Annotated in this window: 27 protein-coding genes; 8 read left to right on the top strand and 19 right to left on the bottom strand. The window is 71.8% G+C overall.

Annotated elements, in window-relative coordinates:
• Nucleotides 1-170 precede the first annotated feature (170 nt).
• Complete coding sequence (locus ABZT93_RS19310) at nt 171-902, bottom strand: VIT1/CCC1 transporter family protein (RefSeq protein WP_356105925.1); 732 nt, start codon at nt 900-902, stop codon at nt 171-173.
• 281 nt (nt 903-1183) lie between these two features.
• Between ABZT93_RS19310 and ABZT93_RS19305 the strand changes: the two genes are divergently transcribed.
• Genes ABZT93_RS19305 through ABZT93_RS19275 form a run of 7 tightly spaced genes read left to right on the top strand, consistent with a single transcriptional unit; the run spans nt 1184 to nt 9019 of the window.
• Complete coding sequence (locus ABZT93_RS19305; protein ID WP_356105923.1) at nt 1184-2281, top strand: ADP-ribosylglycohydrolase family protein; 1098 nt, start codon at nt 1184-1186, stop codon at nt 2279-2281.
• Nucleotides 2215-3594, top strand: a complete 1380-nt coding sequence (locus ABZT93_RS19300; protein WP_356105921.1) for an ADP-ribosylglycohydrolase family protein — start codon at nt 2215-2217, stop codon at nt 3592-3594. The genes ABZT93_RS19305 and ABZT93_RS19300 overlap by 67 nt, the downstream gene beginning before the upstream one ends.
• 8 nt (nt 3595-3602) lie before the next feature.
• Complete coding sequence (locus ABZT93_RS19295) at nt 3603-4769, top strand: ADP-ribosylglycohydrolase family protein (protein WP_356105920.1); 1167 nt, start codon at nt 3603-3605, stop codon at nt 4767-4769.
• Nucleotides 4757-6115 carry an ADP-ribosylglycohydrolase family protein gene (locus ABZT93_RS19290; protein ID WP_356105918.1) on the top strand — a complete coding sequence of 453 codons (1359 nt, stop codon included), beginning with the start codon at nt 4757-4759 and terminating at the stop codon, nt 6113-6115. Before ABZT93_RS19295 ends, ABZT93_RS19290 begins: the two co-directional genes overlap by 13 nt.
• Nucleotides 6112-7005 (top strand): ribokinase, encoded by an 894-nt coding sequence (gene rbsK / locus ABZT93_RS19285; RefSeq protein WP_356105916.1) that lies wholly within the window; start codon nt 6112-6114, stop codon nt 7003-7005. Before ABZT93_RS19290 ends, rbsK begins: the two co-directional genes overlap by 4 nt.
• Complete coding sequence (locus ABZT93_RS19280; protein WP_356105914.1) at nt 7002-8192, top strand: CoA transferase; 1191 nt, start codon at nt 7002-7004, stop codon at nt 8190-8192. Before rbsK ends, ABZT93_RS19280 begins: the two co-directional genes overlap by 4 nt.
• Nucleotides 8189-9019 carry a CoA ester lyase gene (locus ABZT93_RS19275; RefSeq protein ID WP_356105912.1) on the top strand — a complete coding sequence of 277 codons (831 nt, stop codon included), beginning with the start codon at nt 8189-8191 and terminating at the stop codon, nt 9017-9019. The genes ABZT93_RS19280 and ABZT93_RS19275 overlap by 4 nt, the downstream gene beginning before the upstream one ends.
• 57 nt (nt 9020-9076) lie before the next feature.
• Here ABZT93_RS19275 and lgt read toward each other — a convergent pair whose 3' ends face one another.
• From lgt to hisI, 10 genes are all read right to left on the bottom strand, one after another.
• Nucleotides 9077-10054: a prolipoprotein diacylglyceryl transferase gene (gene lgt, locus ABZT93_RS19270; protein ID WP_356105910.1), complete on the bottom strand. Its 978-nt coding sequence runs from the start codon at nt 10052-10054 to the stop codon at nt 9077-9079.
• A 103-nt stretch (nt 10055-10157) separates the two neighbouring features.
• Entirely contained in the window at nt 10158-10931 is a 774-nt protein-coding gene (locus tag ABZT93_RS19265) for a thioredoxin domain-containing protein (RefSeq protein WP_356105909.1), read from the bottom strand.
• Between the two features lie 105 nt (nt 10932-11036).
• Complete coding sequence (gene trpA / locus ABZT93_RS19260; protein ID WP_356105907.1) at nt 11037-11861, bottom strand: tryptophan synthase subunit alpha; 825 nt, start codon at nt 11859-11861, stop codon at nt 11037-11039.
• Nucleotides 11858-13144, bottom strand: a complete 1287-nt coding sequence (gene trpB / locus ABZT93_RS19255) for a tryptophan synthase subunit beta (protein ID WP_356105906.1) — start codon at nt 13142-13144, stop codon at nt 11858-11860. Before trpB ends, trpA begins: the two co-directional genes overlap by 4 nt.
• Nucleotides 13145-13441: 297 nt before the next feature.
• On the bottom strand, nt 13442-14251 hold the full coding sequence (gene trpC / locus ABZT93_RS19250; protein ID WP_031048148.1) for an indole-3-glycerol phosphate synthase TrpC: 810 nt from the start codon (nt 14249-14251) through the stop codon (nt 13442-13444).
• Between the two features lie 137 nt (nt 14252-14388).
• Entirely contained in the window at nt 14389-14829 is a 441-nt protein-coding gene (locus ABZT93_RS19245) for a DUF2752 domain-containing protein (RefSeq protein WP_356105904.1), read from the bottom strand.
• Nucleotides 14830-14907: 78 nt separating this feature from the next.
• Nucleotides 14908-15156 carry an HGxxPAAW family protein gene (locus ABZT93_RS19240; RefSeq protein ID WP_031048141.1) on the bottom strand — a complete coding sequence of 83 codons (249 nt, stop codon included), beginning with the start codon at nt 15154-15156 and terminating at the stop codon, nt 14908-14910.
• A 188-nt stretch (nt 15157-15344) separates the two neighbouring features.
• Entirely contained in the window at nt 15345-15977 is a 633-nt protein-coding gene (locus ABZT93_RS19235; RefSeq protein ID WP_356105902.1) for a TIGR02234 family membrane protein, read from the bottom strand.
• A gap of 79 nt (nt 15978-16056) precedes the next feature.
• Nucleotides 16057-17535: an anthranilate synthase component I gene (locus tag ABZT93_RS19230; protein WP_356105901.1), complete on the bottom strand. Its 1479-nt coding sequence runs from the start codon at nt 17533-17535 to the stop codon at nt 16057-16059.
• 11 nt (nt 17536-17546) lie between these two features.
• A complete protein-coding gene (hisI, locus tag ABZT93_RS19225; RefSeq protein ID WP_356105899.1) occupies nt 17547-17999 on the bottom strand; it encodes a phosphoribosyl-AMP cyclohydrolase in 453 nt (150 codons plus the stop codon).
• Between the two features lie 118 nt (nt 18000-18117).
• Between hisI and ABZT93_RS19220 the strand changes: the two genes are divergently transcribed.
• A complete protein-coding gene (locus tag ABZT93_RS19220; RefSeq protein WP_356105897.1) occupies nt 18118-18753 on the top strand; it encodes a TIGR03085 family metal-binding protein in 636 nt (211 codons plus the stop codon).
• A 58-nt stretch (nt 18754-18811) separates the two neighbouring features.
• On the opposite strand, the gene hisF is transcribed toward ABZT93_RS19220, so the two are convergent.
• From hisF to hisD, 8 genes are read right to left on the bottom strand one after another with little or no spacing between them, the layout of a single operon-like run.
• Nucleotides 18812-19567 (bottom strand): imidazole glycerol phosphate synthase subunit HisF, encoded by a 756-nt coding sequence (hisF, locus tag ABZT93_RS19215; RefSeq protein WP_356105895.1) that lies wholly within the window; start codon nt 19565-19567, stop codon nt 18812-18814.
• Nucleotides 19564-19959, bottom strand: coding sequence for a RidA family protein (locus ABZT93_RS19210; RefSeq protein ID WP_356105893.1), 396 nt, complete (start codon nt 19957-19959; stop codon nt 19564-19566). The genes hisF and ABZT93_RS19210 overlap by 4 nt, the downstream gene beginning before the upstream one ends.
• The gene (priA, locus tag ABZT93_RS19205) at nt 19956-20693 is read right to left on the bottom strand and encodes a bifunctional 1-(5-phosphoribosyl)-5-((5-phosphoribosylamino)methylideneamino)imidazole-4-carboxamide isomerase/phosphoribosylanthranilate isomerase PriA (protein WP_356105891.1); all 738 of its coding nucleotides are present in this window, start codon (nt 20691-20693) and stop codon (nt 19956-19958) included. The genes ABZT93_RS19210 and priA overlap by 4 nt, the downstream gene beginning before the upstream one ends.
• Nucleotides 20693-21334, bottom strand: coding sequence for an imidazole glycerol phosphate synthase subunit HisH (hisH, locus tag ABZT93_RS19200; protein ID WP_356105889.1), 642 nt, complete (start codon nt 21332-21334; stop codon nt 20693-20695). The genes priA and hisH overlap by 1 nt, the downstream gene beginning before the upstream one ends.
• The gene (locus ABZT93_RS19195; RefSeq protein ID WP_007381382.1) at nt 21331-21495 is read right to left on the bottom strand and encodes a hypothetical protein; all 165 of its coding nucleotides are present in this window, start codon (nt 21493-21495) and stop codon (nt 21331-21333) included. The genes hisH and ABZT93_RS19195 overlap by 4 nt, the downstream gene beginning before the upstream one ends.
• Nucleotides 21492-22094, bottom strand: coding sequence for an imidazoleglycerol-phosphate dehydratase HisB (hisB, locus tag ABZT93_RS19190; protein ID WP_356105887.1), 603 nt, complete (start codon nt 22092-22094; stop codon nt 21492-21494). The genes ABZT93_RS19195 and hisB overlap by 4 nt, the downstream gene beginning before the upstream one ends.
• The gene (locus ABZT93_RS19185) at nt 22091-23197 is read right to left on the bottom strand and encodes a histidinol-phosphate transaminase (protein WP_356105886.1); all 1107 of its coding nucleotides are present in this window, start codon (nt 23195-23197) and stop codon (nt 22091-22093) included. The genes hisB and ABZT93_RS19185 overlap by 4 nt, the downstream gene beginning before the upstream one ends.
• Nucleotides 23194-24519 carry a histidinol dehydrogenase gene (gene hisD / locus ABZT93_RS19180; protein WP_356105884.1) on the bottom strand — a complete coding sequence of 442 codons (1326 nt, stop codon included), beginning with the start codon at nt 24517-24519 and terminating at the stop codon, nt 23194-23196. The genes ABZT93_RS19185 and hisD overlap by 4 nt, the downstream gene beginning before the upstream one ends.
• Between the last annotated feature and the right edge of the window lie 36 nt (nt 24520-24555).

Genomic DNA, 24555 nt, shown 5'->3' with positions numbered 1-24555 from the left:
CAGATCGTGGTCCATCGGTCCAAGGGGCGGCGAAGGCGTCGTCGCCGACCCCGCGAGCGCACCGCAAGCGTCATTGCCCGCAGCGCTTACGGCTCATGCCCAGTGGTTAAGCATTCGAAACCAGCGAGTAACGGCTACTTATGCTGCCCAACGCATAAGTAGCAGCCGATCTATCCTACGGCCGTTCCGAAGAAACTGCCCAGGGCGTACGTCACACCGGCCGCCGCGCCTCCCAGGACGAGCTGCCGGAGCCCGCTGTACCACCAGGTCCGCGCGGTCACCCTGGCCACGACGGCACCGCAGGCGAAGAGCCCGATCAGGGCGAGCAGCAGGGCCGGCCAGAGCGCGGTGGCGCCGAGCAGATACGGGAGCAGGGGGAGGAGGGCACCCAGGGCGAAGGACCCGAAGCTGGACACGGCGGCGACGAGCGGCGAGGGCAGATCTCCCGGATCGATCCCCAGCTCCTCACGGGCATGGATCTCAAGGGCCTGCTCGGGGTCCTTCGACAACTGCCGGGCGACCTCGCGCGCCAGCTCGGGCTCGACACCGCGCCCCTCGTACAGGGCCGCGAGCTCGGCCTCCTCGTCCTGCGGGTGCTTGCGCAGCTCCCGGCGCTCCACATCCAGCTCGGCCTCGACGAGCTCGCGCTGGGAGGCGACGGAGGTGTACTCGCCGGCGGCCATGGAGAAGGCACCGGCGGCGAGCCCCGCGAGTCCGGTCAGCACGATGGTGTGCTGGCCGACGGCCCCACCGGCGACTCCGGTCATGAGCGCGAGGTTGGAGACCAGTCCGTCCATGGCGCCGAAGACGGCGGGCCTGAGCCAGCCGCCGTTCACGTCCCGATGCGTGTGGTTGTCGCGGTGGGCCTCGTGCAGCGGCGCTTCGATGTCGATGACGGCCATTCCGGTCCCCCAGGGAAGCTAAGCCAAAGCTAACTTTGGACACATTCTAATTCTCAACAACGCCCACAGTACGTCGCCCCATTCCCCTCCGCCAGCAAGGAAAGGCTCGGCTAACCTGCGGCTTTACCTTCGAATGCGCAGACGATCATGAGCGCGCTCAGATGTCGACCGGGTGACGTTGAGGGCAGGGAGGCTGCGGTCAACCGCCGATGGTGGGACATATGCAGCAAAAGGTTCCGCGCTCGGCGCAGAACCTCCTCTGCTCCCCGGAGAGGCCGCGCATGACATCGATCGCCCGCGTTTCCTCGGTCCCGGCGCCCCAGGACGCCGCCGAACTCCGTGAGCGGGCCCGCGGCGCCCTGCTGGGCCTGGCGGTCGGGGACGCTCTCGGAGCCCCCGCCGAGAACCTGAAGCCCTCGCAGATCCGCGCCCGCTGGGGCCGTATCGAGGGGTACGTGGTGGATGAGCCGACCGGCACGGACGACACGGAGTACGCGATCTTCTCCGGCCTGCTCCTCGCCCGCCACGGCTCGGCCCTCGCCCCCTCCCATGTGGAGGCGGCCTGGCACGAGTGGATCGCGGACCGCGACGAGGGCCCCTTCCGGGGGGCGGGCTTCAGCGAGCGCGGCACCCTCGAGAACCTCCGCCGCGGCCTGGCGGCCCCGATCTCGGCCCAGCACCGCCACGCCTGGAGCGACGGCCTGGCCATGCGGGCGGCCCCCTTCGGCGTCTTCGCGGCGGGCCGCCCCGCGGAGGCGGCCCGCCTGGTGGCCGTCGACGGCTCGGTGAGCCACGACGGCGAGGGCATCTACGGCGGCCAGGCGGTCGCCGCGGGAGTGGCGGCGGCGATGGCGGGCGCCCCGACGATCACGGTCGTCGCCTCCGCCCTGGCGGTGATCCCGGACGACAGCTGGACCGCCCGCTCCCTGCGCCGCGCCGTGGCGGTGGCCCACAGGGGCGAAAAGGCGGTCCGCTCCGCGGTGGTGATCGGCGGCTATCCGTGGACCGACCTGGCCCCGGAGGCGGTGGCCCTCGCCTTCGGCGCGTACGCGGCGGCGGACGGCGACTTCCGCGAGGCGGTGCTGACGGCGGTGAACATGGGGAGAGACGCGGACACGACGGCTGCGGTGGCGGGGGCGCTGGCCGGCGCGACGAAGGGTGCCTCGGCGATCCCGGCGGCGTGGGCCGCGGCGATCGGCCCGGCGAGAGGCAGCTGTCTGCCCTCCATGGCGGGCCATCACGTGCTGGACGTGGCGGAGTTGCTGGTGGCGGGCGAGGACGGGAAGTGGGGCACGACCGGTCTCGCGCAGGAGTGGCCCCCACCCGACCCGGACGCCTTCGCCCTGGCGGCGGGCGAGGAACCGGGGGCGGGCCGGTGAGGCCGCCGGGACCGTGGGGCGAGGGCTCGACGAACAGGTCGGGTGCTGCCGATCTCGGGTGCACGGCGAAACCGAACGCTCCCGCGTCCGCCGACGGCGAGTTCGCCCCGTCGGGGCCACCCGCACCCGACCACGAAAGTCGCACGGGTGGTGCGGGTGGGAACACAAAGGCCGAAGGCGAAGCCGAGGCTGCTGAGGCCGTTCGGAGAGTAACCGGCCTCCTCCTGGGCCTTGCCGCAGGCGACGCCGCCGGCTGGCCCGCCGCCCGCCACAGAGCCGCCCGCATGCCCGACTGGACCCGCCGCCTCACCCGCGAACTGGACACCTTCGCCGAACAGAACGCCACCACCACCCTCCCCGTCCCCATCGCCCTCAACCAGCCCCCCGAACCCCTCCGCCTCGGCCCCTCCGACGACGCCGAATGGGCGGCCTTCACCGCGGAGGCCCTCCTCAGGGCAGGAGACGACACCGCCCTCGGCGACCTGACCAGAGAACGCCGTACGAGAGCCGCCATCGACCTCACCTGGAACGCCCTCGCCGCCGAAGTGGCCGCCGCGGCGGGCCGGGCCCCCGAGATCGAGTCCGCCGTCCTCCCCCTGCGCGCCCGTATCTCCGTGCGAGCGGGACTCGGCAACCTCGCCACCGGTCTGCGCCCACCCGCCACCGGCCACGACAACCCGCACTACTTCGACGACGCCGCCTGCATCAGGGCCTGCGTCCTCGCGGTCGCCCACCCCGGCAGCCCCGAACTCGCCGCGGACCTGGCCGAGTTCGACGCCCGCTACTCCCAGGACGGAGACGGGGTGCACGGCGCGCGAGCGATGGCCGCGGCCGTCTCCATGGCGCTGGCCGGCGCCTGCGTCGACGCCTGTGTGACGGCGGCCCTCACCGAGCTCCCCGAGGAGACGGAGATCGGCCGCAACGCCCGGCACGCCCTGCACCTCGCCCGAACCGCCGGCACCGCCTTCGCCCTGATCCCCACCCTGGAACACGAGATCGTCGACCACGTCTACAGCTACGGCATCGCCGCCGCCGAGACCGTCCCGGTGGCCCTCGCCCTGGCAACCGCCGCACAGGGCCGTATCGCCGAGGCGATCCCCGCGGCCGCCTGCCTCTCCCGGGTGGCCGACTCGGCCCCGGCTCTGGTGGGCGCCCTGACCGGCGCACTCGGCGGCGCCACCGCGATCCCCGCCGCCTGGCGGGACTCCTGCCGCACCCTCTCCGGCTGCGCCCTGCCCCGTCTCACCGGCACGGACCTCGTGGAACTCGCCGAACTCCTGGAAGCCGCACAACCACCCCTCCCAGGAGGATGATTCCGGGCATGACGCCCAAAAGCCAAGAAAGCAGTCTCGAAGACCGCATCACCGGAGCCCTCGTCGGAGCGGCGGTGGGCGACGCCCTCGGCGGCCCCGTCGAGGGCTACTCCCCCGACCAGATCCTCGAACGCCACGCCGGCCGCGTCCATGGCATCGTCGGCCCCTGGAACGGCGACGCCTGGCGCACCGCCCGCCCCATCGCCCCGTACCACAAGGGCGACGGCCACGTCACCGACGACACCTTGATGACCCACGCGCTGATCCGCGTGTACGACCGGGTCAGGGACCACCTCGACGCCTACGCGGTCGCCGACCACCTGGTCCCCGACCTGATGACGAACCCGCGCTGGATCCCGGAACTGGAGGCGGAGGCCCTCCCCCTGCACCGCATCTTCCTCGCGGAGAAGTGGCTGGTCACCCGCCTGCACTACGGCCACGTCGACCCCCGGGAAGCAGGCGTGGGCAATGTCGTCAACTGCGGTGCGGCGATGTACATGGCCCCGGTCGGCCTGGTCAACGCGGCCGACCCGCGGGCCGCCTACACCGAGGCCCTGGACATCGCGGGCGCCCACCAGTCGTCGTACGGCCGAGAGGCGGCGGGAGTCCTCGCGGCGGCGGTGGCGGCGGCGTGCGAGCCGGGCGCGACCCCGGACTCGGTCGTGACGGCCTGTCTGCGGCTGGCGAAGGACGGCACGAGGACGGCGATCGAGAAGGTCTGCGAAGTGGCCACCCGCCACACGGACTTCGAATCGGCCCTACGACCCCTGCGGGCCGCCGTGGCTCCCTATGACACGGTCGGCCCCGACTACCGCAGCCCCTCCCTCGGCGCCCGCCGCCCCTCCCGGCTCCACACCATCGAGGAACTCCCCATCGCCCTGGGCATGTTGCTCGTGGCCGCGGGCGACTACCGCCAAGCGGTCCTCGGCGCGGTGAACTACGGCAGGGACTGCGACTCGATCGCCACCATGGCCGGTGCGATGGCGGGCGCCCTCGGCTCCCCGGTCCCGGACGACTGGGCGAAGACGGTCTCGGAGGCGAGCCGCCTGGACCTGTGGGAACCGGCGGCGACGCTGACCACAGTGACCAGGGAGATCTTCGAGAGGGACGTGGACCGCCGCAGGGCGCGCGAGGCGGCCTTCGCGGAACTGGGGGGCCCGGGATGCTCCGACTGACCTGGGTCCAGCCGGAGGACCTAATCGGCCACGAACTGCGCCAGGCGGCCCAGGACGGCAGGGAGCCGTCGGCGGTCGCGGCAAGGTGGCGAGCGGCGGGAGGCAGACAGGCGCCGACCCGGGCGGGCGCCTCGGCGGAGCCCGCGTCCAGGTATCTGCGGCAGCTCGCGGAGGACCTGCTGGACGAACTGGCGGACCTCCCGAGCGCGTTGGAGGACGACGAGCCCACCGACCTCGCGAGGATCAAGGCCCGCTGCCGGAACTGGCCGGCGCCCGCCTCCCCGGCCCCCCTCACCCAGGCCGGGCTGGAAGCTGCCTGGCTGGGCCGGGCCGTGGGCTGCCTGCTGGGCAAACCCGTGGAGAAGCTCCCCCTCGAAGCCATCCGCGCACTGGCCCGGTCCACCGGAAACTGGCCCCTGAACACCTACTTCACCGCGAAGGGCGTCCCCGCCGAACTCCTCGCCGCCCACCCCTGGAACCGCCGCTCGGCGGCCACCTCCCTCGCCGAGAACATCGACGGCATGCCCGAGGACGACGACCTCAACTACCCCCTGCTGAACCTGCTGTTGCTCCGACGCCACGGCAGGCACTTCACCACCACGGACGTGGCGCGGCTCTGGCTCGACGAACTGCCCGCCGGCCGCACCTTCACCGCCGAACGCATCGCCTACCGCAACCTCCTCCAGGGCCTGGAACCCCCCAGAACGGCCCGCCACCGCAACCCCTTCCGCGAATGGATCGGCGCCCTGATCCGCGCGGACGTCCACGGCTGGACCAACCCCGGCGACCCGGCGGGTGCGGCCGAACAGGCCCACCGGGACGCCACCCTCACCCACACGGCGAACGGCGTCTACGCGGCGATGTTCACGGCAGCCGTGATCGCCCAGGCGGCGGCGACCCCCGACATCCACACCTGTCTGCGCACCGGCCTCACCGTGATCCCCCCGAACTCCCGTCTGGCCAAAGCCATCACCCACGCCGTCCGACTGGCCGGACAGCACGACGACTTCGACACGGTCGTGGACGAACTCCACGCCACCCACACCGCGACCCACCACTGGGTCCACGCCGTACCCAACACCGCGCTGATCGCCGCCGCCCTCACCCACGCGAACGGCGACTTCACCGGCTCCGTCCGCAGAGCGGTCGGCGGCGGCTGGGACACCGACTCCAACGGCGCCACCGCGGGCAGCATCGCCGCCCTCCTGGCCGGCGCCCCCGACAACCTCCCCGACCGCTGGACCACCCCCCTGAAGAACCGCCTGGCCACCTCCGTCGCCGACTTCAACGGCACCGGCTTCGACACCCTGGCCCACCTCACCCACCGGGAGGCTGCTCGCTCATGACCCACATCGCCGTGCTCGGCAGCACGAACATGGACCTGGTCGCCTACGCCGAGAAAGCACCCCGGCTCGGGGAGACCGTCACCGGGAGGGAGTTCCGTACGATCCCCGGCGGCAAGGGCGCCAACCAGGCGATCGCCGCGGCCCGCGCCGGCGCCACCGTCTCGATGATCGGCGCGGTCGGCCACGACAACTTCGGCACCCGCCTGCGCTCCACCCTCGAACACTCCGGCGTCACCACCGACCACCTGCGCACCGTCGAGGGCCCCTCCGGCACCGCGCACATCGTCGTGGACGACGAGGGCGGCAACGCGATCGTCGTCGTCCCCGGTGCGAACGGCACCGTCGACCATCTCGTCCCCGGCGACGAAGGCCTGATCGCCTCGGCGGACGCCCTGCTCCTCCAGCTGGAGATCCCCCTGGCAGCGGTCCTCGCGGGCGCGCAGACGGCTCGCGGCCACGGCGTCCGTACGATCCTCACCCCCGCCCCGGTCCAGCCCCTGCCGCCCGAACTCCTCGCCGCCACCGACCTGTTGGTCCCCAACGAGCACGAGGCGGCCACCCTCACCGGCCTCGCCGACCCGTTCGCCGCGGGCGCCGCCCTCCTCGACCGGGTCCCGCGCGTGGTGATCACCCTGGGGGCGGCGGGCAGCCTGTATCTGACCCGGGACGCCGAACCCCTCGTCGTCCCCGCCCCGCAGGTCAGCGCGGTGGACTCCACGGGTGCGGGCGACACGTTCGTGGGCGCACTCGCCGTGGCCCTGGGCGAGGAACGGCCGATCCGGGAGGCGATGGCCTGGGCCGCCGCGGCGGCCGCGCTCTCCGTCCAACGGGAAGGCGCCTCGGCGTCGATGCCCTACCGCTCCGAGATCGAGGCCCGGTACACGTCATGACCGAGACCCCCCTCGAGGGCCTGCGCGTGCTCGACGCGGCCACCCTCTTCGCCGGCCCCCTCGCCGCCACCCTGCTCGGCGACTTCGGCGCGGAGGTCGTCAAGATCGAGCACCCCACGAAACCGGACCCCTCCCGCGGCCACGGCCCCTCCAAGGACGGCATCGGCCTGTGGTGGAAGGTCCTGGGCCGCAACAAGCGCACGATCACCCTGGACCTGTCCAAGCCGGGCGGCCGGACCACATTCCTCAAGCTGGCCGCCTCGGCGGACGTGGTCATCGAGAACTTCCGCCCCGGCACCCTGGAGAAGTGGGACCTCGGCTGGCCCGAGCTTTCCGCCGTCAACCCCCGCCTGGTCCTCACCCGCGTCACCGGCTTCGGACAGTTCGGCCCCTACTCCCGTCGCCCCGGCTTCGGCACCCTCGCGGAGGCGATGAGCGGCTTCGCGGCGATCACCGGCGAACCGGACGCACCCCCGGTCCTGCCGCCTTTCGGCCTGGCCGACTGCATCGCGGGCCTGGCCACGGCGTACGCGGTGATGACAGCGCTCGCGGCCCGCGACCGCACGGGCGAGGGCCAGGTCGTCGACATGGCGATCATCGAGCCGATCCTGACGGTCCTCGGCCCCCAGCCGACCTGGTACGACCAGCTCGGTCACGTCCAGGAGCGCACCGGCAACCGCTCCGCCAACAACGCCCCGCGCAACACCTACCGCACGGCCGACGGCACCTGGGTCGCCGTCTCCACCTCGGCCCAGTCCATCGCCGAACGCGTGATGCACCTGGTGGGCCGCCCGGAACTGATCGACGAACCGTGGTTCGCGACCGGCGCCCAGCGGGCCGCCCACGCCGACATCCTCGACGCGGCGGTCGGTTCCTGGATCGCCGCACGCACCCGCGTCGACGTCCTCGCGGCCTTCGAGAAGGCGGAGGCCGCCATCGCGCCGATCCAGGACATCCGGGACGTGATGACCGACCCGCAGTACCAGGCGCTCGACACCGTCACCACGGTCGACGACCCCGAACTCGGCCCGCTGCGCATGCAGAACGTCCTGTTCCGGCTCTCCTCGACCCCTGGCGCGATCCGCTGGGCGGGCCGTCCGCACGGCGCGGACACCGATGAGATCCTGACGGAACTGGGCCTGACCGAGGCCGAGTTGAAAGCGCTGCGCACGGAGGGCGCCCTGTGAGGCCGTACCCTCTGACCTGGCTCTATGTCCCCGGTGACAGCCCGGAGATCGTCACCAAGGCGCTGGCGGCCGGGGCCGACGTCGTGGTCGTCGATCTGGAGGACGCGGTCGCCCCCAACCGCAAGCGGTACGCCCGCGAGGCAACCGCCGAACGTCTCGGCGACCCCCAGCCGATCCCGGTCCACGTCCGGGTGAACGCCCTGGACAGCCCCTGGGCGGCAGCGGACCTGGCAGCGCTCGCCGCCCTCCCTGGCGTCTCCGGCCTGCGCCTGCCCAAGGTCACCGCCCCCGCGCAGATCATCGACGTCGTACGGACGACGGCCCGGTCCGCGGGAGGCGCCCCACCCCTGTACGCCCTCCTGGAATCAGCCCTGGGCGTCGAGCACGCCTACGCCATCGCCACCGCCCACCCGAACCTGCGAGGCATCGCCCTCGGTGAGGCGGACCTCCGCGCCGACCTGGGCGTACGGCACGACGGAGGCCTGGACTGGTCCCGCTCCCGGGTGGTCGTGGCGGCGAGAGCGGCGGCCCTTCCTCCCCCGTCCCAGTCGGTCCACCCCGACATCCGGGACCTGGAGGGTCTGAGATCCTCCTGCGCCCACGGCCGCGCCCTGGGCTTCCTGGGCCGGGCAGCCGTCCATCCCCGCCAACTCCCGGTGATCGAACGTGCCTACCTCCCCACGCAGGAGGAGATCGAGCACGCGGAGACGATCATCAAGGCGGCGGAGGCCCACCAGGGGGCCCAGGCCCTCCCGGACGGCACCTTCGTCGACGCGGCGGTGGTGACCCAGGCCCACCGGACCCTGTCCCTCGCCCACCGCGGCTGACACACGACGAGGGCGCCCCGGCGATCCGGGGCGCCCTCGTCGACGTACGACCGACCGTCAGGTCTTCTTCGCGGACTCGGCCTCGGCCTCGTCCGTCACCTCGGCGGAGGCGGGCTCGGTCTTCTTCCCGCCGTCGGCCTGCGCGCCTTCGGTCTTCGCGTCCTCGGTCTTCGCGTCCTCGGTCTTCGCGTCCTCTTCGGCCTCGTCGTCGGCGGCATCCGCGCCCGGCTCGACGACTTCCTCACGCCCCGGCCGCTTCTTCGCCGACACCACGATGTACGTCACCGCGAGCAGGAACACGATGATCGCGGTCCAGACGTTGAGCCGGACCCCGAAGATGTGGTGGGCGTCGTCGATGCGCATGTACTCGATCCAGCCGCGCCCCGTGCAGTATGCGGCGACATACAGCGCGAACGCCCGTCCGTGCCCGAGCTTGAAGCGGCGGTCGGCCCAGATGACGAGGAGCGCGACGCCGACGCACCACAGCGACTCGTACAGGAAGGTCGGGTGGTAGTAGCCCGGTACCCGCCCGTCCGTGGAGGACGTGATGTGCAGGGCCCACGGCAGGTCGGTCGGCTTGCCGTACAGCTCCTGGTTGAACCAGTTGCCCCAGCGCCCGATGGCCTGCGCCAGGGCGATACCGGGGGCGATGGCGTCGGCGTAGGCCGGCAGCGGGATGCCCCGGCGGCGGCAGCCGATCCACGCGCCCACCGCACCGAGCGCGATCGCGCCCCAGATGCCGAGACCGCCCTCCCAGATCTTGAAGGCGTCCACCCAGTCACGGCCCTCGCTGAAGTACAGCTCGTAGTCCGTGATCACGTGGTAGAGGCGGCCGCCGAGCAGTCCGAACGGCACGGCCCAGACCGCGATGTCGGCCACCGTGCCGGCTCGCCCGCCGCGGGCGAGCCAGCGCTTGTTGCCGAGCCAGACGGCAACGAAGACGCCGATGATGATGCAGAACGCGTAGCCACGCAGCGGGATGGGACCGAGGTGGATCACCCCGCGCGACGGGCTGGGAATGTAGGCAAGTTCCATGGCAGGGTCGACGCTACCCTGCCGGGCCGGGCCCACGGCGGGCGGCCCGGCAACGGGTCCATAACAGGCCGGTGAGAGAAGGCGCCCGCCCCCTTACCGGCCCTCACCCCTTGTCGGCGGCCTCCACCTGCTGCTTCAGCTTCGCCGGGGTCATCGACCGGTCCTGGTAGATGTTCTTGCCGTCGAGCAGCACGGTCGGGGTGCCGGAGAAGCCACCGTGGCGGAAGACGGCCGCGGACTTGTCCACCCAGCTGTTGTGGGTGCCCTTCTCGACGCAGGACCGGAAGGCGGGCGTGTCGAGACCGTCGACCTTCTTCGCCAGTTCGAGGAGTTTCTCGGTGCCGGCGTACTCGTCGCTGGTCTCGTCGGGCTGGTTCTCGTACAACACGTCGTGGTACGCCGGGAACTTCCCCGCGTCCTGTGCGCAGGCCGCGGCATTGGCCGCGGTGCGGGAGCCGGTACCGCCCATGTTGCCGTCGATGATCGTCGCCAGGTGGTACTCGACCTTGAGCTTCCCGGATTCGGTCAGCTCATGGACGGTGGGGCGGTACGCCGCTTCGAAGGCCTTGCAGGCCGGGCAGCGGAAGTCCTCCCAGACGACGAGCGTCGACTTGGCGCCCTCCTTGCCGACCGGGATGGCGAGGCTGTCCTGCCCCTTGGCCCCCGAGGGCGCCACGACCGGGCCCGATTTGCTGTCCTTGTCCTTGCCTGCGTTGGCCGCGACGACGCCGACGACCGCCGCGAGACCGAGGACGCACACCACACTCGCGCCCACGATCAGCACCCGGCGCCGCTTCTCCGCGGACTTCTGCTTCGCGCGCTCCTCCGCCAGCCGCTCGCGGGCGGTGCGCTTTCCCTCACGGTTCTTCTCGCTCACACCCGCAGAACGAACCGGGGAGGCGCACCGCGCCTCCCCGGCCCCAGGTCCACCCGTTCGAGTGACCGAATTCTTCCGTGATGCCCTGACAGGCGTACGGCCGGCCTACGCCTGTCGGCGCACGCCCTTCGCGAGCTCGCCCGCGAGTGCGCGGACGCCCTCGACGCCCGCCTTGTCGTCCGGCGCGTCCAGCATCCGCTTCACGAAGGCCGAGCCGACGATCACGCCGTCGGCGAAGCCGGCCACCTCGGCGGCCTGCTCGGCGTTGGAGACACCGAGCCCGACACAGACGGGCAGATCGGCCCCGGCACCGGCGGCCCGGGTGCGCTCGACCAGGTCCTGCGCCTGCGCCCCGACCGACTCACGCGTGCCCGTGACGCCCATCAGCGAGGCGGCGTAGACGAATCCGCTGCCGGCCGCGGTGATCTCGGCGAGCCGCGCGTCCTTGCTGCTGGGCGCGACCACGAAGACCGTGGCGAGCCCGTGCTTGTGAGCGTGCTCCCTCCACAGCGCCGACTCCTGGACGGGCAGGTCGGGCAGGATGCAGCCCGCGCCGCCCGCCTCGGCGAGCTCGGCGGTGAAGCGCTCGACGCCGTAGCGGTCGATGGGGTTCCAGTACGTCATCACGAGCACCGGCTTCCCGGTGGCCTCGTGGGTCTCCTTGACCGTCCGCATGACGTCCGCGATCTTGACGCCGCCGCGCAGGGCGATGTCGTCGGCGGTCTGGATGACGGGGCCGTCGAGGACGGGGTCGCTGTGCGGCAGACCGACCTCGACGACGTCCGCGCCGCCGTCGAAGGCGGCCTTGATCGCCTCGATGCCGCCGTCCACGGTCGGGAACCCGGCCGGGAGGTAGGCGATGAGCGCGGACCGGCCCTCGGCCTTGGCGGCGGCGAGGGTGTCGGACAGCAGCTGAATGTTCCCGCTCACTTGGCGTCCCCCTCGATCTCGGCGGTCTCGGCGTCCTGGTCGGCGGCGACCTCGGCGTCGGTGTCGTACAGGCCGAAGTAGCGTGCGGCCGTGTCCATGTCCTTGTCGCCGCGGCCGGACAGGTTGACGACGATCAGCCCGTCCCTGCCGAGCTCCTTGCCGACCTCCAGGGCGCCGGCCAGCGCGTGGGCGCTCTCGATGGCCGGGATGATGCCCTCGGTGCGCGACAGCAGGCGCAGCGCCTGCATGGCCGCGTCGTCGGTGACCGCGCGGTACTCACCGCGTCCGGAGTCCTTGAGGTAGGAGTGCTCGGGGCCGATGCCCGGGTAGTCCAGACCGGCCGAGATGGAGTAGGGCTCGGTGATCTGGCCCTCCTCGTTCTGGAGGACGTAGGAGCGGGAGCCGTGCAGGATGCCGGGCTCGCCCGCGGTGAGGGTCGCCGCGTGCTCGCCGGTCTCCACCCCGTGCCCGGCGGGCTCGCAGCCGATGAGGCGTACGCCGGTGTCCGGGATGAAGGCGTGGAACAGGCCGATGGCGTTCGAGCCGCCGCCGACGCAGGCGATGGCCGCGTCGGGGAGCCGGCCGGCCCGCTCCAGGAGCTGGCGGCGGGCCTCGACACCGATGACCCGGTGGAAGTCGCGAACCATGGCCGGGAAGGGGTGCGGTCCCGCGACCGTGCCGAACAGGTAGTGCGTGCGGTCGACGTTGGCGACCCAGTCGCGGAAGGCCTCGTTGATGGCGTCCTTCAGCGTGCGGCTGCCGGACTTCACGGCGATGACCTCGGCGCCGAGCATGCGCATCCGGGCCACGTTGAGGGCCTGGCGCCGGGTGTCGATCTCGCCCATGTAGATGGTGCACTCGAGGCCGAAGAGCGCGCAGGCGGTGGCGGTGGCGACGCCGTGCTGGCCGGCGCCGGTCTCCGCGATCACCCGGGTCTTGCCCATGCGCTTGGTGAGCAGGGCCTGACCGAGGACGTTGTTGATCTTGTGGGAGCCGGTGTGGTTGAGGTCCTCCCGCTTCAGGAAGACCGTGGCGCCACCGGCGTGCTCGGCGAACCTCGGCACCTCGGTGAGCGCTGAAGGGCGGCCCGTGTAGTGCACGAGCAGGTCGTCGAGCTCGCGGGCGAACTCGGGGTCGTGCTTGGCCTTGTCGTACTCGACGGCGACCTCGTCCACGGCGGCGACGAGGGCCTCCGGGATGAACTTGCCGCCGAACGCGCCGAAGTAGCCCTCGGCGCTGGGGACCTGACCCTCGGGGTCGGGGATGAAGAACTCGCTGGGCATGGCTGAACCTCACGGTGAGTGTGTGTTGAGTGCACTAATCGCCGTGGGGGCGGGAAGTTGCTGGTCGACTGCAGGCCGTCAGTGGCTGGTCGCGCAGTTCCCCGCGCCCCCGAAGGGGCGCTGCCATCGCATGCCGTTCACTTGTCCGGGTTCGTCTCCGATGACGTACCGCACCCGGCGACCATGGACGCGCCGCGCGGGCGCACGGCAACCACGGGGGCGGCATCCGCGCGCGAGGCGGGCGTACCTGTCCGTGGTCGTCGTCGTGAGCGTCATCGGGGGAAGCCTAGCGAAAGATCAGCCGCGCCCGTGGCGGAGGGCCGGATGCTCGCCGGCCGCCACCAGGTCGGAGACCGCCGTCTTCGGGTCCTTGCCGGTGACCAGGGACTCGCCCACCAGGACCGCGTCGGCGCCGGCGTTGGCGTAGGCGATCAGGTCGTGCGGGCCGCGGACGCCGGACTCGGCGACCTTGACCAGGTGGGCGGGGATCTCGGGGGCGATGCGCTCGAACGTGCCGCGGTCGACCTCGAGGGTCTTGAGGTTACGCGCGTTGACGCCGATGATCTTCGCTCCGGCGTCCACCGCGCGCTCGACCTCGTCCTCGTCGTGGACCTCGACGAGCGGGGTGAGGCCGATGGACTCGGCGCGCTCGATCAGGGACTCCAGGGCGGGCTGCTCCAGGGCCGCGACGATGAGCAGCGCGAGGTCGGCGCCGTAGGCCCGGGCCTCCCACAGCTGGTACGACGTGACGATGAAGTCCTTGCGCAGGACCGGGATGTCCACGCGCGCGCGGACGGCCTCCAGGTCGGCCAGGGAGCCGCCGAAGCGGCGCTGTTCGGTGAGGACGGAGATGACGGCCGCGCCGCCCGCCTCGTAGTCGGCGGCGAGGCCCGCCGGGTCGGCGATCGCGGCCAGCGCGCCCTTCGAGGGGCTGGAGCGCTTGACCTCGCAGATGACCTTGACGCCGTCGCCGCGCAGTGCGGCCACCCCGTCCTTGGCCGCGGGAGCCTTCGCCGCGCGCTCCTTGAGCTCGTCGAGGCTGACGCGCGCCTGCCGTTCCGCGAGGTCGGCACGGACTCCGTCGATGATCTCGTCGAGCACACTCACGCGAGCGGCCCCCTTCCAGACGGTTGACAGTTCCAGCGACCGATGAGAACAAGTGGTCACTGCGATGGTATCCGCAGGAGGGCGTAGGCCTCACATCCGGTTGACACCGGTCCCACTACCTGGACGTTCGCCGGTGATCAAGGATGCAGCCAGCCACCGAACGGCAGGTTCCGGACAACCGTGAAGACCAGCAGCAACGCCCCCGCCGTCCACAGGTGCACCGGCCCGAGACCTGGGTTCAGCGGCCGTCCGCGCGCCGCCCGGACCACCCAGACGGTCCACAGCACGGCGAAGCCCAGATAGCCCACCACGGCCATCGCGTTGTCCTGGAGGGCGCCCAGGAAGTCGCCGTGGATGAACGCGTGCGCGCTGCGCAGGCCGCCGCAGCCGGGGCAGTACAGGCCGGTGATCCGGTAGAGCGGGCAGACGGGGTAGTGGCCGGGCTGGTTGGGGTCCACGGTCCCCACGTACGCGAAGGCCCCGGCGACGGCCGCGAGGATTCCGCCCGGGACGGCCAGGCGCCCCGGCAGACCGGTTCGGGACAGCACACGCTGAGTGTCGGCGTTCACGTCCGGCATTGTCCCCCGCCCTCCCCCCGAACGCGTGGGGGCGGCCCCGGCAGTTTCGCCGGGCCGCCCCTTCACGTGGTCCGTGTGTCAGCTCTTGGCGTCCGCCGACTCGGGCCGCGAGGTGGCGAGCGGCTTGTGGGCGTCCTTGGGCATGCCCATCCCCATGGCGCTCATGATCCAGCCGACGACACCGCCGATGACCACGATCGCCATACCGGCCCAGAAGCCCGCCGGCTGGGCCATCACCATGAAGGCGCCCGCGACGCAGAAACCGATGAAGGCGATTGTGACACCGGTCCAGGCGGCCGGGGTGTGACCGTGGCTGCTGCCCGCCATTGCTTGCTCCTAGGTGCTGAAGTACGTGACTGAGCCGGACGCTCGGGGTCCATTGTTCCGCACGCGAGGGCGCGATGTGCTCGGGGGGCACCTGCACGCACCCCCCAGGGGCGCGGGGCTGCATCGAGGTGCGGCTCCGCCGCGTGGGCGCGACCAGCCTGCACCGGCCCACGGCCACGATCCGACCGCTACGCCCCCGTGGGATCTTCCCCGCGATCGAGCGCCTTCCAGATGTCCTCGGGCCGGTCGGGATCCACCACAGCGGCCTTGCGCCGCACCCGGGGCGCCCCGTCCCGCTCGTACCGCCCCGACATCGCGGGCCACAACCGCCCGTACCGCAGAGCGAGCAGCCCGGCCAGAAGGATCAGCGCACCGCCCACCAGGGCGACATACGGCCAGGCGGTGTGCGAGAGGGAAGCGACGGTCGCCGAGGTGTCGCCGGAGGCCTTGGCCGCCTGCTCGTCCAGCGCGGACGAATCGCTCGCCCCGACCAGTGCCGCGGTGACGATTCCCGCGCCGGAGAGCGCGAGCAGCGCGGCGACCAGGAAACGCCCCGCCTTGCGGACGGCGAAGACGGCGACGAGCGCGGCGAGGCCGACTATGGCCAGGGCGGCGGGGACGCTGGTGACGTCGCTGCCCTTGGCGGTCAGGGGAAAGGCGCCGCCGGCCACGGTCGCGGTGCCCTCGGCCCACTGCTGACGGGTGGCCAGCAGCGCCACGGCGGCGCCGAGCGCGCCGCACAGCAGGGCGACGGCGAGACTCAGACGTCCGGCCCTGGCGGGTCCGGCGGCTTCGGAACGGGGGTGCGGTACAGCAGTCACTACCCCACTATCACCCGAACCCCGGGCGAACGGTGACCCGGGGTTCCGTGAGAAGCGCCTCATTCGGCGCCGAAGGCCCCTACTTGCCGAGCCGGTTCGCCGTGTGGACCGCCCGCAGGACTGCCGCGGCCTTGTTGCGGCACTCGGCGTCCTCGGCGACCGGGTCGGAGTCGGCGACGATGCCGGCGCCGGCCTGGACGTAGGCCGTGCCGTCGCGGAGGAGGGCCGTACGGATGGCGATCGCGGTGTCGGAGTCGCCCGCGAAGTCGAGGTAGCCGACGCAGCCGCCGTACAACCCGCGCCGGGACGGCTCCAGTTCGTCGATGATCTGCATCGCGCGCGGCTTGGGGGCGCCGGAGAGGGTGCCCGCGGGGAAGCAGGCGGTCAGGACGTCGAAGGCGGTGCGGTCCGGCGCGACCTTGCCGGTGACCGTGGAGACGATGTGCATCACGTGGGAGTAGCGCTCGACGGACATGAAGTCGACGACCTCGACCGAGCCGGGTTCGCAGACCCGCCCCAGGTCGTTGCGGCCGAGGTCCACCAGCATGAGGTGCTCGGCGCGCTCCTTCGGGTCGGCGAGGAGCTCGTCGGCGAGGGCCTGGTCCTCCTGCGGGGTCGCCCCGCGCCACCGGGTGCCGGCGATGGGGTGCACCATCGCGTGCCCGTCCTCGACCTTGACCAGGGCCTCGGGGGACGAGCCCACGACGTCGAAGCCGTCGAAGCGGAACAGGTACATGTACGGGGAGGGGTTCGTGGCCCGCAGGACCCGGTAGACGTCCAACGCGCTTGCCGTGCACGGCGTCTCGAAGCGCTGGGAGGGGACGACCTGGAAGGCCTCCCCGGCCCGGATGCGCTCCTTGATGTCCTCGACGGCCTCCTGGAAGTCGGGGCCGCCCCAGAGCGCGGTGTACTCGGGCAGCTCGGAGGGCGGCAGGACCGCCGGGGGCTGGGCCACCGCGCGGGACAGGTCCGCCTCCATGGCGTCCAGGCGGGCCACCGCGTCCGCGTAGGCCTCGTCGACGCCGGTGTCGAGGTCGTTGTGGTTGATCGCGTTGGCGATCAGCAGGACCGAGCCCTCCCAGTGGTCCATGACGGCGAGGTCGCTGGTGAGCAGCATGGTCAGCTCAGGCAGGTTGAGGTCGTCCCGCTCCCCCGGTCCGATCTTCTCCAGGCGGCGGACGATGTCGTAGCCGAGATAGCCGACCATGCCGCCGGTGAAGGGCGGCAGGCCTTCCTGGTGCGGGGTGTGCAGGGCCTCGACGGTGGCGCGCAGGGCGGCCAGCGGGTCGCCGTCGACGGGGACGCCGACCGGTGGGGTGCCGAGCCAGTGCGCCTGTCCGTCACGCGCGGTCAGGGCCGCGGCCGAGCGCACGCCCACGAAGGAGTAGCGGGACCACGAGCGGCCGTTCTCCGCGGACTCCAGCAGGAAGGTGCCGGGGCGCTCGGCGGCGAGTTTGCGGTAGAGGGCGACCGGGGTGTCGCCGTCGGCCAGGAGCTTGCGCGTGACGGGGATGACACGGCGGTCGGTGGCCAGCTTGCGGAAGGCCTCGATGTCCATGGCGGCTGACCTTACTGATCCGAGGCGGCGGCACCGGAATCAGCGCCGTCCTTGAGGAGTACGTCCTCGTCGAAACAGGTCCGCGCGCCGGTGTGGCAGGCGGCGCCGACCTGGTCCACCTTGACCAGCACGGTGTCGGCGTCACAGTCCAGGGCGACGGACTTGACCCACTGGAAGTGCCCGGAAGTGTCGCCCTTGACCCAGTACTCCCGGCGGCTGCGCGACCAGTAGGTGCAGCGGCCGGTGGTCAGCGTGCGGTGCAGCGCCTCGTCGTCCATCCAGCCGAGCATGAGCACCTCACCGGTGTCGTACTGCTGGGCGATGGCGGGGACGAGTCCGTCGTCGCTGCGCTTGAGGCGCGCGGCGATCTCGGGGGCGAGGCGACTGGATGGAGCACTGTGGCGCGAAGCGCCTCGATGAGGGGCGGTGGCCGGGTGACGGGCGGGCGGGGGCGTGCTGGTCATGGGTGCCATTGTGCCGCGCGCCACTGACAGAACCGGGCCGGTGTCCACTGGGCGGACCCGGGGAAGCCGGGTGGGGTGTCCACTGGGCGGACTTGCCGGGCGGCCGTAGGCTGACTGCATGTCGACTTTCGCCAAGCGTGAACGACTTCTCCTCGCCGACCTGTTGGAGGCGGAGGGCCCGGAGGCCCCCACCCTCTGCGAGGGCTGGCTCACCCGCGATCTCGCGGCGCACGTGGTGGTGCGAGAGCGCCGTCCCGACGCCGCCGGCGGTCTGCTGATCAAGCAGCTCGCGTCCCGCCTGGACCGGGTGATGGCCGAGTTCTCCGAGAAGCCCTACGCGGAGCTGATCCAGCTCATTCGTACGGGTCCGCCGCGCTTCTCGCCGTTCCAGCTCAAGCAGGTCGAGGAGCTGTCGAACACGGTGGAGTTCTACGTCCACACGGAGGACGTCCGGCGAGCCCGCCCCGACTGGACGCCGCGCGAGCTGGACCCGGTCTTCCAGGACACCCTGTGGTCCCGTCTGGAGCGCACCGCCCGGCTGATGGGCCGCGGTGTCCCCACCGGTCTGGTGCTGCGCCGCCCGGACGGCCAGACGGCGGTCGCGCACCGCGGCACCCCGGTCGTGACGGTGACCGGCGAGCCCTCGGAACTGCTGCTGTTCCTGTACGGGCGGCAGAGCGCGGCCAAGGTGGAGCTGGACGGCGACAAGGAGGCGATCGCCAAGCTGCACGAGGCGAAGGAACTCGGGATCTGAGGGGTCCCGGGCCGGTGCACGAGCCCCGGTCACCGGGTGACGGGGGCTCGGTCGCCGGCTACCGCACCGGGTGCCCCGCCCCTCGCAGCGTCTGCTTCACCTCGCCGATGCGCAGATCGCCGAAGTGGAACACCGAGGCCGCCAGTACCGCGTCCGCGCCCGCGCCGATGGCCGGGGGGAAGTGCTCCAGCCTGCCCGCGCCGCCGGAGGCGATCAGCGGGACGGTCACGTGTTTACGGACGGCCTCGATCATCTCCAGGTCGTAGCCGTCCTTGGTGCCGTCCGCGTCCATCGAGTTGAGCAGGATCTCACCGGCGCCCAGCTCGGCGGCCCGGTGCGCCCACTCGACGGCGTCGATGCCGGTGCCCTTGCGGCCGCCGTGCGTGGTCACCTCGAAGGAGCCTTCAGAAGTGCGGCGCGCGTCCACCGACAGCACCAGCACCTGCCGGCCGAACCGCTCGGCGATCTCGCGGATCAGGTCGGGGCGGGCGATGGCCGCGGTGTTCACGCCCACCTTGTCCGCGCCGGCCCGCAGCAGCTTGTCCACGTCCTCGGCCGTGCGGACCCCGCCGCCGACCGTGAGCGGGATGAAGACCTGCTCGGCGGTGCGGCGCACCACGTCGTAGGTCGTCTCGCGGTTGCCGGAGGACGCGGTGATGTCCAGGAACGTCAGCTCGTCGGCGCCCTCGGCGTCGTACACCTTGGCCATCTCGACGGGGTCGCCCGCGTCGCGCAGGTTCTGGAAGTTGACGCCCTTGACGACCCGGCCGTTGTCGACGTCCAGGCAGGGGATGACTCGTACGGCGAGGGTCATGCGGGGGCTCCTCGGAACGCCTCCACCTCGACCTCGACGACCAGGCTGGGGTCCACGAAGCCGGAGACGATGATCATGGACGCGGCGGGCCGGACGGTGTCGAACAGCTCCTTGTGAGCGCGTCCGACCTCCTCGACGTCCCGGGCGTGGGTGATGTACAGGCGCGTGCGCACCACGTCGTCCCGGCCGAGCCCCAACTCCTTCAGCGCCGCGAGGGCGACGTTGAAGGAGTTGACCGTCTGCTCGTACGGATCGCCCGCGACGATCTCGCCGTCCACCACCGAGGTGCAGCCGGAGACCAGCACCAGGCCGTTCGGGAGTTCCACCGCGCGGGAGTACCCGAAGGTGTCCTCCCAGGGCGCACCGGTCGTGACGCGTCGCAGATCGCTCACTGAGCCACCGCCTCCAAGGCCTCTTCCAGGGTGAACGCCTTCGCGTACAGCGCCTTCCCGACGATGGAGCCCTCGACACCGAGGGGCACCAGCTCGGCGATGGCCCGCAGGTCGTCGAGGGAGGACACGCCGCCCGAGGCCACCACCGGGCGGTCGGTCGCCGCGCAGACGTTCTTCAGCAGCTCCAGGTTGGGGCCCTGGAGCGTGCCGTCCTTGGCGATGTCGGTGACGACGTATCGGGCGCAGCCCTCCTTGTCGAGCCGCTCCAGCGCCTCGTAGAGGTCGCCGCCCTCGCTGGTCCAGCCGCGGCCCTTCAGGGTCGTACCGCGCACGTCCAGGCCCACCGCGATCTTGTCGCCGTGCTCGGCGATGACCTTGGCGACCCACTCCGGGCTCTCCAGGGCGGCGGTGCCGAGATTCACCCGGGTGCAGCCGGTGGCGAGCGCGGCGGCCAGCGAGGCGTCGTCGCGGATGCCGCCGGACAGCTCCACCTTGATGTCCATCGCCTCGGTGACCTGGCGGACCAGCTCGCGGTTGTCGCCGGTGCCGAACGCCGCGTCCAGGTCGACCAGGTGCAGCCACTCGGCGCCCGCCCGCTGCCAGGACAGGGCGGCTTCCAGGGGGGAGCCGTACGAGGTCTCCGTGCCGGACTCGCCGTGCACGAGCCGGACCGCCTGGCCGTCGCGGACGTCGACGGCGGGCAGGAGTTCGAGCCGTGAGGGGTTCGAGGGCATCAGAGGGTTCCGATCCAGTTGTTCAGCAGCTGCGCACCGGCGTCGCCGGACTTCTCGGGGTGGAACTGGGTGGCCCACAGGGCACCGTTCTCCACGGCGGCCACGAAGGGCTCGCCGTGGGTCGACCAGGTGACCTTGGGCGCGGTCATCGCCGTGTTGTGCGTCTCCAGCGACCAGTCGTGGACGGCGTAGGAGTGCACGAAGTAGAAGCGGGCGTCGGCGTCCAGGCCGGCGAAGAGCTGGGAGCCGGCAGGGGCGTCGACGGTGTTCCAGCCCATGTGGGGCACGATGTCGGCCTTCAGCGGCTCGACCGAGCCGGGCCATTCGTCGAGGCCCTCGGTCTCCACGCCGTGCTCGATGCCGCGCGCGAAGAGGATCTGCATGCCCACGCAGATGCCCATGACCGGGCGCCCGCCGGACAGCCGGCGGTCGATGATCCAGTCGCCGCGAGCCTCGTGCAGGCCCTTCATGCAGGCGGCGAAGGCGCCGACGCCCGGCACCAGCAGGCCGTCGGCGTTCATGGCCTTGTCGTAGTCACGCGTGATCTCGACATCGGCGCCCGCGCGCGCGAGAGCGCGCTCGGCGGACCTCACGTTGCCGAAGCCGTAGTCGAAGACGACTACTCGCCTGGAGCCGCTCAATTCCACACCTCCAGCCTCATGACACCGGCGACGAGACACATCCCGGCGGCGATGGAGAGCAGCACGATCAGACCCTTGGGCATCTGCTGCTTGACGAAGGAGTAGATGCCGCCGGCCAGGAAGAGGCCGACGACGATCAGGAGGGTCGAGAGGCCGGTCACAGCGCGCCCTTCGTGGAGGGGAGGATGCCCGCCGCGCGCGGGTCGCGCTCGGAGGCGTAGCGCAGGGCCCGGGCCAGCGCCTTGAACTGGCATTCCACGATGTGGTGGGCGTTGCGCCCGTAGGGCACGTGCACGTGCAGGGCGATCTGCGCCTGGGCCACGAAGGACTCCAGGATGTGGCGGGTCATCGTGGTGTCGTACTCGCCGATCATCGGCGCCATGTTCTCGGGCTCGGTGTGCACGAGGTAGGGGCGGCCGGAGAGGTCGACGGTGACCTGGGCGAGCGACTCGTCCAGGGGAACCGTGCAGTTCCCGAATCGATAGATCCCCACCTTGTCGCCGAGCGCCTGCTTGAAGGCGGCGCCGAGCGCGAGGGCGGTGTCCTCGATGGTGTGGTGCGCGTCGATGTGCAGATCGCCCTCGGTCTTCACGGTCAGGTCGAACAGACCGTGCCGGCCGAGCTGGTCGAGCATGTGGTCGTAGAAGCCGACGCCCGTCGACACCTCGACCTTGCCGGTCCCGTCGAGATCGATCTCGACGAGCACCGAGGTCTCCTTGGTGACCCGCTCGACTCTTCCAATGCGGACCTCGCGAGTCATGTGCTCTGCTCCTTCTTCAGTTCACGTACCGCGTCGAGGAACGCGTCGTTCTCCTGCGGGGTTCCGGCGCTGACCCGAAGCCACCCCGGGATGCCGTTGTCCCGGACCAGGACACCCTGGTCGAGGATCTTCTGCCAGGCCGTGTGGGAGTCCTCGAAGACGCCGAACTGCACGAAGTTCGCGTCCGACTCCACGACCTCGAAGCCGATCGCGCGCAGCTCGCTCACCAGCCGGTCCCGCTCGGCCTTGAGCTGCTCGACGTACTTGAGCAGCGTGCCGGTGTGCTCCAGGGCGGCCAGCGCGGTGGCCTGGGTGACGGCCGACAGGTGGTAGGGCAGCCGTACGAGCTGGACGGCGTCCACGACCGCCGGGTGCGCGGCGAGGTAGCCGAGGCGCAGGCCGGCCGCACCGAACGCCTTCGACATCGTCCGCGAGACGACGAGGTTCGGGCGTCCCTCGATGAGCGGCAGCAGCGAGTCGCCGTGGCTGAACTCGATGTACGCCTCGTCGACCACGACCATGGAGGGCTTCGCCGCCTGCGCGGCCTCGTACAGCGCGAGGACCGTCTCGGGCGGGACGGCGTTGCCGGTGGGGTTGTTGGGGGTGGTGATGAAGACGACGTCCGGCTTCCGCGAGGCGATCGCCTGCGCGGCCACCTCGACGTCGATGGTGAAGTCGTCGTTTCTGGGGCCCGAGATCCAGCCGGTGCCGGTGCCGCGCGCGATGAGCGCGTGCATCGAGTACGACGGCTCGAAGCCGATCGCCGTGCGGCCCGGTCCGCCGAAGGTCTGCAGCAGCTGCTGGATGACCTCGTTGGAGCCGTTGGCCGCCCAGACGTTGGCGAGGCCGACCTCGTGCCCAGAGGTGTCGGTGAGGTACTTGGCGAGCTGGGTGCGCAGCTCGACCGCGTTCCGGTCCGGGTAGCGGTTGAGGTCGCGGGCGGCCTCGCGGACGCGCTCGGCGATGCGCTCGACCAGCGGCTCGGGCAGCGGGTAGGGGTTCTCGTTGGTGTTCAGCCGTACGGGGACGTCCAACTGGGGCGCGCCGTAGGGGGACTTGCCGCGCAGCTCGTCCCGTACGGGAAGATCGTCGATGCCGGTCACTTGCTCTCGGGAACCTTCCAGTCGAACCGTGCCTTGATCGCCGCCCCGTGGGCCGGCAGGTCCTCCGCCTCCGCCAGGGTCACCACGTGGTGCGCCACGTCCGCGAGCGCGTCCTTCGTGTAGTCGACGATGTGGATGCCACGCAGGAAGGACTGGACGGACAGGCCCGAGGAGTGGCAGGCGCAGCCGCCGGTCGGCAGCACGTGGTTGGACCCCGCGGCGTAGTCACCGAGGGACACGGGGGCCCAGGGGCCGACGAAGATCGCACCGGCGTTGCGCACCCGGTCGGCCACCGCGGCGGCGTCGGCCGTCTGGATCTCCAGGTGCTCGGCGCCGTACGCGTCGACGACCCTGAGGCCCTCCTCGATGCCGTCGACGAGGACGATCGCGGACTGCCTGCCCTTCAGGGCGGGCACGATCCGGTCATCGATGTGCCTGGTGGCCGCGACCTGCGGCTCCAGCTCCTTCTCGACGGCGTCCGCGAGTTCGACGGAGTCGGTGACCAGGACGGCCGCGGCCAGCGGGTCGTGCTCGGCCTGGCTGATCAGGTCCGACGCCACGTGCACCGGGTCGGCGGAGGAGTCCGCCAGGACGGCGATCTCGGTCGGGCCCGCCTCGGCGTCGATGCCGATCCTGCCGGTGAAGTAGCGCTTGGCGGCGGCGACCCAGATGTTGCCGGGGCCGGTGACCATGTTGGCCGGCGGGCAGGACTCGGTGCCGTACGCGAACATCGCGACGGCGGTCGCGCCACCGGCGGCGTAGACCTCGTCGACGCCGAGCAGCGCGCACGCGGCGAGGATCGTCGGATGCGGGAGGCCGCCGAACTCGGCCTGGGCGGGCGAGGCGAGCGCGACGGACTCGACTCCCGCCTCCTGCGCGGGCACCACGTTCATGATCACGGAGGACGGGTAGACCGACCGGCCGCCGGGCGCGTACAGCCCGACCCGGTCGACCGGTACCCACTTCTCGGTCACGCTGCCGCCGGGCACGACCTGGGTCGTGTGGTTCGTACGGCGCTGTTCGCGGTGGACGAGCCGGGCGCGGCGGATGGACTCCTCAAGGGCCGCCCGCACGGCCGGGTCGAGCTCCTCCAACGCGCGCGTGAGAGCCTCCGCGGGCACCCGCACCCGCTCCAGCCGCACCCCGTCGAACTTCTCGGCGAAGTCGATCAGCGCCGCGTCACCCCGATGATGCACGGCCTCGCAGATCGGACGCACCTTCTCCAGGGCGGCCGAGACGTCGAAGTCGGCTCGGGGCAGCAGGTCGCGCAGGGCCGGGCCCTCGGGGAGGGCGTCGCCGCGCAGATCGATTCGGGAGATCACGTGGTCAATTCTCTCAGACCGCCGTCACGGCCCGTC

This window comes from Streptomyces sp. NPDC005303 (genome assembly GCF_040607335.1).
Taxonomy (GTDB): Bacteria; Actinomycetota; Actinomycetes; order Streptomycetales; family Streptomycetaceae; genus Streptomyces.
This window is presented reverse-complemented; position numbering and strand designations above follow the sequence as displayed.